Genomic DNA, 2,404 nt, shown 5'->3' on the forward strand with positions numbered 1-2,404 from the left:
CGGCAATACGGAGTGTTGCAATGCTGATGCCTGCGCTTTTCATCTGCTCAAATACCATAAATGCCGCCACGAACATCATCATGGCATTGGCAAGCTCCATTGAACCATTCAGATACAGTGCCGCAGTAACGATCATGATAAAGACCGCAAACAGGTTCAGCACGATCTGCTGGAAGATCTGATAGGGGGTCATCTGCTTTTCAATTGCAAGGTTTTTATCACAGCTTTGCTCTATGGCAGAGCTTACCGCACTCGAAGAGCTTTTACCGAGATGAAAACTTTTGATAACGCTGATACCCTGAACAGCTTCAAGGACTTTTTCAACGAGCGTTTCCTGCGCACGCTGTCTTTCAGGAGCGCCTTTGCGTGAATGTTTCTCCTGTAAAGAGGTGGTCCAGATAAACGCCGCCATACCGACAAATACAATGATACCGATACGCCAGTCAAACAGCAGCACCGACAGTGCGAATACAACAGAATTGATAAAACCGCCAAGCACCGTAACAAGTACAACAGGTGCAGTGTTCTCAACGTCTGTAAGTATTGTGGTGGTGATAGCCGTCATCTGTCCGAGATTGTTCTTGTTGAAATACCCCATAGGAACCGACCTGAGCTTGTTGCCAATGGAGATACGCTTGTTTGCTACCATGAAATAGCCTGCGTGAACTCTCTGAAGCTGAGAGAAAGTGTTCAGAACTATCCTTCCCCCAATGCTCAGCACCATGATACCAAGGGCGTAAAGTGCAGTCATTTTTGAGGTATCGCCGCTTGTCAGCGCTTTGAGTATCACAAACACTGCCGCAAATTGCAGCGCATAGAATATCGAATGAAGAAGTGCAAGAACGATAGATCTTTTGATATTCTTCTGCTCGCTTCCTGCGAAGTCCCATATCTTCTTGAATGCGCTTATCATTCTGATGCACCTCCTTTTGCACCTGTGTGAGCCTGCCACATATTGCGGTAAAGAACCGAACGGTCAAGCAGCTCCTTATGCGTTCCGTGTGCGGCAACTGTTCCTTCATTCAAGACGATGATGTTGTCAGCATCGGTTATGGTGGAAAGCCTGTGAGCGATAACAATGACTGTTTTTCCCTGCACGAGCTTAGCGATAGCGCTTTGTATCACAGCTTCGTTTTCGGGGTCGATGTAAGCAGTAGCTTCATCAAGGATAACGATAGGTGCATCTTTGAGCATAGCTCTTGCAATGGCTATACGCTGCCTTTCACCGCCCGAGAGATGTCCGCCGGCACTTCCGACTACCGTCTGATAGCCCTTGTCCAGCCCTCTGATGAAATCATCACAGCCTGCTGCCTTTGCGGCATTTATCACCTCTTCGTCAGTTGCGCCGGCCTTACCCTTGCGGATATTTTCCATGACCGTTTCATCAAACAGGAAGTTGTTCTGCTCAACGTAAGCGATCCGCTCGGTCTGTGCTTCAAGGGGAATATCACGGACGTTCTGTCCGCCTATTAGCAGTTTGCCGTCAGTCACGTCCCAGAAGCCTGCGATCAGCTTTGCAACAGTGGACTTACCGCTTCCCGAATGACCGACCAGTGCCGTGACCTTGCCTTCGGGGATCGTCAGGCTTATATTTCTGAGAGCATCGTTCTCGCTGTCATAGCTGAATGTCACATTTCTGAACTCTATGGTATTTCCGGTCATTTCTGCATTTTTATCTGTCCTGTTTATCTCAGGGCTTGAAAGAACATCGTTTATCTGTCCCATGACTGTGCCTACTCTTGCGATATTGTCCGTATAATTCATAGCCGCTATGAGCGGTTCAAGCAGACCGAGGGAAAGAATTATCATGGTGACAAATGCCCCTGCGGAAAGGCTCCCCGATGAATAAAACAAGAATCCGATCGGCAGTACCGTCAATAAAACCGACGGCGTTATCGCATTGTAAGCTGACATAGCCCACTGTGCGCTTTTCATCCAGCCGTAGAAAAATGCGGCGTTCTCGTTGACTGCTGTTTCATATTTTTCATAGGAGCGCTCGCCCTGACTGAAAGCCTTGATGACTTCTATTCCGCCCATATACTCAACGATCGCATTCGTCATTCTGCCGCCGATCTCCACCGACTTGCCGTAGTTCTCGCCGTAGCTTTTCATGGTCGTACTCATTACCGCCATTCCCACAGGGATAGTTATGAGTGATAAAAGTGCAAGCCGCCAGTCGAGTGTCAGCAGATATATGAGCATCAGTACGGGTGCAAGCACATTTGCGGTCATTTCGGGCAGCAGATGTGCCAGCGGCACCTCGATGCCCTCAACTCTGTCAACGATAACGTCCTTGTAATACCCCGACGGGGAACTGAGTATCGTTCCCATAGGCATTCTTGTGAGCTTTGCTATCAGCCTTTGACGTATCTCTTTCATCGTGAGATAGGTTGCCGTGTGGGAA

Annotated in this window: 2 protein-coding genes; both read right to left on the reverse strand. The window is 48.5% G+C overall.

Annotation, left to right across the window (positions count from 1 at the left end):
- On the reverse strand, positions 1–913 hold a 913-nt coding region (locus tag K6G33_RS01700), incomplete at its 3' end, for an ABC transporter transmembrane domain-containing protein (protein WP_296775551.1).
- On the reverse strand, positions 910–2,404 hold a 1,495-nt coding region (locus tag K6G33_RS01705; RefSeq protein ID WP_296775552.1), incomplete at its 5' end, for an ABC transporter ATP-binding protein. The genes K6G33_RS01700 and K6G33_RS01705, both read right to left, overlap by 4 nt.

This window comes from Ruminococcus sp. (assembly GCF_024691275.1).
In the GTDB taxonomy this organism is placed as follows: domain Bacteria; phylum Bacillota; class Clostridia; order Oscillospirales; family Ruminococcaceae; genus Ruminococcus.